We start from the raw sequence: 6,564 nt of genomic DNA on the forward strand, positions 1-6,564 counted from the left end.
AGCGGCAAGCGAGAGGCTCGGACCATGGCGGAGAAATCGGCCCACACTCCGGATGACGGCCCCGGCAGTGGCCCCCGCCCGACCCCCGAACGGGACGCACCGGTCATCGTGAGCAACGAACCCGGCTCGTTCGCCTGGGGTGTCTTGACCAAGCGCCATCCGGCCTTGATCCAGCAGGTACGGGACGCCTTTCCGTACGGCCCCCGCCGGCACGAGGCACTCGATGCCCTGCTGGAGCAGAATAACAACGGGGTGATCGAACCGCTAGCCCTCTCGGAACCCGACCATGAACAGTGGTCGGTCTGGGGACGGGAGCGGGAGCTCTTCGGGCGATCGTGGTTCGACGCCCCGTTCCTGTGGGCGGAGAGCTACTTCTACCGCAGGCTCCTCGGCGCCGTCGGGTACTTCGGTACGGGCCCGTGGCAGGGCGTCGACCCCTTCGCCCCCTTCAAACAGGCCGAGCTTCGCGGCACGGCGGTGGACGAGGAGCTTCGCGCCCTGGACGCGCTCGCCGACGTACCGGCCGAGGAGCGAGCCACGGCCCTGCTCCGCGCCTCGGTCTGGGGCAACCGCGCGGACCTGGGCTTCCGCGTCACGGAGGGGGACGCGGCACCCGGCGCCGCGGCCGATGACCTGGTCGCCGACGACAGCGCTCTGCTCTGGCAGCTCCTGCCGCCGGAGCCGGCGCCACGGTCGCCGTGGTGGCGGACAACGCGGGGCGGGAGCTGATCCCGGACCTGATCCTCATCGACCACCTCCTCCTGCACCGCCATGCCGAGCGGATCGTGCTCCACGTGAAGCCCTACCCGTACTACGTCTCCGACGCGATGACCGCCGACGTCGTCGACTGCCTGCGTCGTCTGGTGGAGGCGCCCGGTGAGGCGGGCCGGATCGGACGCCGCCTCTGGGACGCCATGGCGACGGGGCGCCTGGAGGTCCGGACCCATCCGTTCTTCTGCGCGCCGCTGCCGTACGAGGAGATGCCGGGGGACCTACGGGCGGAGTTGGCGGCGGCCACCTTGACCATCCTGAAGGGCGACCTCAACTACCGTCGGCTGGTCGGCGATCGGATGTGGGACGCGACGACATCGTTCGCGGACCGCACGGCGTACTTCCCCGGGGCGGTCGCGGCGCTGCGCACACTGAAGTCCGACGTGGTGGTGGGGTTGGAGCAGAAGACGCTGGAGGCTCTGGAACGGTCCGGTGCGGCTTGGCGCACGAGCGGTACGCATGCCTTGATCCAGGTTCGGGCGTAGGGCCTTCCTCCCGGTCAGAGCCGGCCCCCATGGGTGAGGTCTTCCCTTTTTCGTGGGGGATTGCCTTATGAGGGACCCTGGTGGCGGCCTGGTCCGTCGGCGGCGGGAGCGACGCGGGACCGTGTCACGCGGGGCGACCGGAGCGTGCCTCCACCGCGTCCAGCAGCAGCCCCATCACGAACTCGAACTGATCGTCCTCGTCGGCCTCTGCCAAATACGGTGCTACGGAGGCGAGTTGAGGGAAGCGCTGCGGAGAAGCCATGAGGTACTCGCGCTGCCAGGCCATCCGGTCGCTCTCCCGCTCGGGCCCGGCCAGTACCGCCGACGCGGCCTCGAACGAAGCCATCGCGAGCGTGACGTCGACCAGCGCCCGGTAGTAGCGGGCGGACTCCCGCGCGCCGAAACCCGCCTCCAGCAGCGCGCCGATGACCAGGTCCGCTCCCCGGAACTCCGCGTCGCGCCGGGACACCCGGGAGGCGACCAGCACGGCCAGGGCCGGGTGCGCCTGGCAGGCCCGGCGCACCCGGCGGGCCAGCTCGGTCAGGGTCGCCCGCCAGGTCGGGCCGGGCTCGAAGCCGTCGACGGCCTCGGCGATCAGCTGTTCGGCGAGGCCGAGCAGGATGTCGTCCTTGCCGGAGAAGTAGCGCAGCACCGCCGTGTGGTTGGACCCCAGATCCGCGCCGAGCCTGCGCAGCGTCAGCGCCTCCGGGCCCTCCTGCTCCAGCACCGCCAGCGCCGCGTCCAGGATGCGTTCCCGGCTGAGCGCGTTCGAGGGCGGCCGTCCTCGCCTGGAGCCGACGGATCTGGGGGCCGGGCTGTCGGGATCCGTCATGCTCCCATCCTAGGTGCGTGACCACCGGCCCCAGGGGACGACTACCCGTCCGCCGAGAGGTGGGCCACCAGCGCGGAGAGCGCCGTCACGGTCTCGCCGTCCAGCGCGGGGTCGTCGGCCACCGGCCAGGCGCTGGTCTTCACCACCACCACGTCGGCCTCCGCGTCGACCCAGAGGAACTGCCCGTATATCCCGAGGCCGGTGAAGGCGCGGTGCGGCCCGCCGAGGGTCCACCACTGGTTGGAGTACCCGTAATGGGCCGGGTACGCCTCACCGAGCGCGCTGCCCTCCAGGCGCGGCAGGCCGGCCCCGCGGCTGCGCGCGACCCACCACTGCGGGACGACCTGCTCCCCGTCCCACCGGCCGTCGTGGGCCATCAGCAGGCCGAGCCGGGCCATGTCCCGCACCGTGGCGTTGAACGAACCGCCGCCGACGGCCGTACGCGGCACCCTCCGCGACAGCGCGTAGTAGGCGTCGGACTCCGCTCCGATCGGCCCCCACAGCCGCTCGGCGGCGTACTGCGCCAGCGTCCGGCCGGTCGCCGCCTCCAGGACCCAGCCCAGCACCTGAGTGTCGAGCGTGGAGTAGTTGAACCGGGCGCCCGGCTCGCTGTGCGGCCGAACCGACCGTACGGCTTCCAGTACGGTCCCTCCCTGCCCGGTCACCGCCCGCATCAGCCGGTTGACGGGGGCGTCCGGGTCCTCGTAGTCCTCCTTGCCGCCCACCCCGCTGCTCATGTGCAGCAGGTCCTCGACCGTCGGGCCGTCGAACGCCGAACCGGCCAGCTCCGGGCAGTACGTGACGGCCTTGTCGTCCGTCGACCCGATCGCGCCCTCCTCCAGGGCGATCCCCACCAGCACCGACGTCACCGACTTCGTCAGCGAGAACAGCTGGAGCCGCCGGTCCGGCCCCGCGAACCGCCCCGGGTACGCCTCGTGCACCAGCCGCCCCCGGTGCACGACCGCGAACCCCGTCGTATGCGTCCGGGCGTGCAGGTCGGACAGCGTCCTTGTCGCCCCGTCCCACTCGTACGTGAACTCCAGCGGCCGGGGAGCCCGCGGCAGAACGCTCGGGCGGCCGGCGCGCGGCACGGTCTCCGTCGGCAGCAGCAGCGACATGTGCGAGAACGTCCACTCGTTCAAAGGCGGGCGCATCATCAGCTCGTCCTGATGCCGCCACACCCACCGCACCCCCGCGCCGGCCGCCGCGACAGCCGTAGCCGTCGCGATCACCCCGGCCCCGGACGCCCACTTCCTGTCGCCCACCATGTCACCGCACCTCGCAAACGCTCGCCCGCTTATTTTGAACCAATGGTGACACCGTTGGTTCGTCGAGGCAAGGACCGGCATGAGGAGGGGTGCCGTTGCCGCCTCCGGCAGCTTGCCCCGCCATCCAGTACGTGGACGCTCCCCCGGTGCATGGCCCGTACCGCGAAGCCGTGCATCGTCTCCTCGGGGCGAGGGGCCTTGTCGTACAGAGGTGTTGGCGGGGCCTGGAGAGGTCAACCCTGCATAGTTGTAGGTGGGTGTCTGGCTCTCCGTGCGTCAAGCTGAATGCTCGCTGTCGGCTGACAGGCGGTCAGCCTGGGCGCTCCAAGGGGGAACAAACGGTATGGGCAGTCGAGGGAAGACCATGGTGGGTGCGGTGGTAGCTGCGGTGAGCACGGTCGCGCTGGTCGCCGCGCCGGCGTCCGCGGCCACGGCGGATCTGTCGCGCACCTGTGGCGGCGTGAAGACGTACTACGACGCCTACTCCAGCCGCACTCTGGTCTACACGCAGAAGACAGGCACCTCATGTGCCGGGCACGCCTGGGTCCGTGTCAAGACCGACGGCACATGGAAGAAGTGGATCCATAACAACTCCAAGGCCACGATCAGTAATTCAACCGGCAACTTCCAGGGATCACAGCACAAGAGCTGTGAGACGTGCACCGTGAAGACGCTCTGAACCGAGCGCCCGTGGCCCGGGGCCCGGACGGATACTGCCCGCCGACCTACCAGCACCTCCGCGTCATCGTGGTCGGCGCCGTCAACGGCGTATGCGTGCGACTGGGCAGATCGCATGCGAGATGAAGCCTCCCCGAGGGCTTCAGGCAGATGCTGATCGATGTGCACGCCGACGCCTACGCCGATGCGATGGGCAACGAGTTCAACCAGCGGTTCCCGTGGTTCGTCGATCACTGGTCAGCAATGGACGGCTTCACCTGCGTCGTCGCCTTCGACGGCGACGAGCCGACCGGCTTCGCGTACGGCGCCCCGCTCCAGCCGGGCCGTGAGTGGTGGCGCCCCACCGCGTTCGTGCCGAACAACGGCTACACCGTGACCTACGCCGTCTCCGAGGTCATGGTGCGCCCGCGGTGGCGGAAGCAGGGGATCTCGGAGCGGCTCCACGAAGCCCTGCTGAAGGAGCGCGGCGAAGACCTCGCGGTGCTCCTGGTCGACGTGACCCACCCAAAAGTTCAGGAGCTGTACGAGACGTGGGGCTACGAGAAGGCGGGCGAGCAGCAGCCCTTCGCCGACTCCCCGGTGTACGCGGTCATGGTGAAGAGGCTGCACCCCTGAGCGGTCCCGCCGCCCGCGTCATCTGTGTGCGACGCCGTGTACTGGCAGCTTGTGCTTGTTGTCGGCCGGGGAAGCACGCGGTCCGTATAACCGCAAAGGCCCCCGCAGCGAGCTGCGGGGGCCTTCGACGTATTGCCCGGTGAGAGCAATGGCGGAGGATACGAGATTCGAACTCGTGAGGGGTTGCCCCCAACACGCTTTCCAAGCGTGCGCCCTAGGCCACTAGGCGAATCCTCCGCCGCAAACAATACAAGACGTTGGAGGGTGCTCGCGAACACGTTCGCCGGAGATCGTCCGGGAGCGGGGTTCGGGGGCGTCGCAGGTCGTTCGGTGGGGGAGGGCAGGTGGACCGGAGGGGGTGGGGATCCGCTAAGGTGGGCGTCAGCCCCTCACGTGGCGCTATCTGACTGAACTCCCCCAGGGCCGGAAGGCAGCAAGGGTAGGTTGGCTCTGGCGGGTGCGTGGGGGGCCCTTTGCGTTTGCCGTGAGGTGCTGTGGGGCCGGGTGTCAGTCGGTCCCGATAACCTCGTAGATGTGTCGTCCCTTGCGCTGTACCGCCGCTACCGCCCCGAGTCGTTCGCCGAGGTCATCGGTCAGGAGCATGTCACTGACCCGCTCCAGCAGGCCCTGCGGAACAACCGGGTCAATCACGCGTACCTGTTCAGCGGGCCGCGCGGCTGTGGAAAGACGACCAGCGCGCGCATCCTCGCCCGCTGTCTGAACTGCGAGCAGGGGCCCACGCCGACCCCGTGCGGGGAGTGCCAGTCCTGCCGGGACCTCGCGCGGAACGGGCCGGGGTCCATCGATGTCATCGAGATCGACGCCGCGTCCCACGGTGGTGTGGACGACGCCCGTGATCTGCGCGAGAAGGCCTTCTTCGGGCCCGCCTCCAGTCGTTACAAGATCTACATCATCGACGAGGCCCACATGGTCACCCCGGCGGGCTTCAACGCCCTGCTGAAGGTGGTCGAGGAGCCGCCGGAGCACCTCAAGTTCATCTTCGCGACGACCGAGCCCGAGAAGGTCATCGGGACGATCCGGTCGCGTACGCACCACTACCCGTTCCGGCTCGTGCCTCCGGGGACCCTGCGCAGTTATCTCGCCGATGTGTGTCAGAGGGAGAGCAGTCCCGTCGAGGACGGCGTCCTTCCGCTCGTCGTGCGCGCCGGGGCCGGATCCGTGCGTGACTCGATGTCCGTCATGGACCAGCTGCTCGCCGGCGCGGGCGACGACGGTGTGACGTATGCCATGGCCACCTCGCTCCTCGGGTACACCGACGGCTCGCTGCTCGACTCGATCGTGGACGCCTTCGCCGCCGGTGACGGGGCCGCCGCCTTCGAGGTCGTCGACCGGGTCATCGAGGGCGGCAACGATCCGCGTCGGTTCGTGGCCGATCTCCTGGAGCGGCTGCGGGATCTGGTGATCCTCGCCGCCGTGCCGGATGCGGGGGAGAAGGGGCTCATCGACGCCCCCGCCGATGTCGTCGAGCGCATGCAGGCCCAGGCCTCCGTCTTCGGCGCCGCCGAGCTCAGCCGCGCCGCCGACCTCGTCAACGACGGGCTCACCGAGATGCGCGGCGCCACCTCGCCGCGCCTCCAGGTGGAGCTGATCTGCGCCCGGGTCCTGCTGCCCGCCGCGTACGACGACGAGCGGTCGTTGCAGGCCCGGCTCGACCGGCTGGAGCGCGGGGCCTCGGCCGCCGCCGCTGCCGGCGCCACGTTCGCCGCCCCGCCCGCCGGTGCCGCTCCCATGGGGTACGTGCCGGGGCCCGATGTCCATGCCGCTCAGGGGCCTGCGCCCGTGGGTCCCGCCGGTCCGGACGCCGCTCGTGCCGCCGTACGGGGCGAGGCGCCGCCCGCCGCCTATGCACCGACCCCCGCCCCAGCCCCCTACGCCCCGCCCGCCGCCGAGCCCG

General features: G+C 70.3%; 5 protein-coding genes, 1 tRNA gene, 1 other RNA gene and 1 pseudogene. 5 read left to right on the plus strand and 3 right to left on the minus strand.

Annotated elements, in window-relative coordinates; translation table 11 throughout:
• The first annotated feature begins 24 nt into the window (after nucleotides 1-24).
• Nucleotides 25-1,256: pseudogene (locus A3Q37_RS33525) on the plus strand (damage-control phosphatase ARMT1 family protein).
• A gap of 124 nt (nucleotides 1,257-1,380) precedes the next feature.
• Here the strand turns inward: A3Q37_RS33525 and A3Q37_RS33530 are convergent.
• Together A3Q37_RS33530 and A3Q37_RS33535 are read right to left on the minus strand one after the other, a co-directional pair.
• Nucleotides 1,381-2,088, minus strand: a complete 708-nt coding sequence (locus tag A3Q37_RS33530) for a TetR/AcrR family transcriptional regulator (RefSeq protein WP_065490691.1) — start codon at nucleotides 2,086-2,088, stop codon at nucleotides 1,381-1,383.
• A gap of 41 nt (nucleotides 2,089-2,129) precedes the next feature.
• Nucleotides 2,130-3,356, minus strand: coding sequence for a serine hydrolase (locus A3Q37_RS33535; RefSeq protein WP_079138106.1), 1,227 nt, complete (start codon nucleotides 3,354-3,356; stop codon nucleotides 2,130-2,132).
• 376 nt (nucleotides 3,357-3,732) lie between these two features.
• On the opposite strand from A3Q37_RS33535, the gene A3Q37_RS33540 reads away from it, so the two are divergent.
• Both A3Q37_RS33540 and A3Q37_RS33545 read left to right on the plus strand, forming a co-directional pair.
• A complete protein-coding gene (locus A3Q37_RS33540; RefSeq protein WP_141693636.1) occupies nucleotides 3,733-4,035 on the plus strand; it encodes a hypothetical protein in 303 nt (100 codons plus the stop codon).
• A gap of 149 nt (nucleotides 4,036-4,184) precedes the next feature.
• Nucleotides 4,185-4,649 carry a GNAT family N-acetyltransferase gene (locus A3Q37_RS33545; RefSeq protein ID WP_065490693.1) on the plus strand — a complete coding sequence of 155 codons (465 nt, stop codon included), beginning with the start codon at nucleotides 4,185-4,187 and terminating at the stop codon, nucleotides 4,647-4,649.
• 149 nt (nucleotides 4,650-4,798) lie between these two features.
• On the opposite strand, the gene A3Q37_RS33550 is transcribed toward A3Q37_RS33545, so the two are convergent.
• A tRNA-Ser gene (locus tag A3Q37_RS33550) sits at nucleotides 4,799-4,886 on the minus strand.
• Between the two features lie 144 nt (nucleotides 4,887-5,030).
• Between A3Q37_RS33550 and ffs the strand changes: the two genes are divergently transcribed.
• Nucleotides 5,031-5,125: signal recognition particle sRNA small type (gene ffs, locus A3Q37_RS33555), an RNA gene on the plus strand.
• 58 nt (nucleotides 5,126-5,183) lie between these two features.
• On the plus strand, nucleotides 5,184-6,564 hold a 1,381-nt coding region (locus A3Q37_RS33560; RefSeq protein ID WP_141693637.1), incomplete at its 3' end, for a DNA polymerase III subunit gamma and tau.

The organism is Streptomyces sp. PTY087I2 (genome assembly GCF_001687325.1).
Classification (GTDB): domain Bacteria; phylum Actinomycetota; class Actinomycetes; order Streptomycetales; family Streptomycetaceae; genus Streptomyces.

Excerpts from the sequence above, each read along its gene's own strand:
- A3Q37_RS33545 (WP_065490693.1), top strand. The coding sequence starts at position 4,185 with ATGCTGATCGATGTGCACGCCGACGCCTACGCCGATGCGATGGGCAAC.
- A3Q37_RS33535 (WP_079138106.1), bottom strand. The coding sequence starts at position 3,356 with ATGGTGGGCGACAGGAAGTGGGCGTCCGGGGCCGGGGTGATCGCGACG.
- A3Q37_RS33530 (WP_065490691.1), bottom strand. The coding sequence starts at position 2,088 with ATGACGGATCCCGACAGCCCGGCCCCCAGATCCGTCGGCTCCAGGCGA.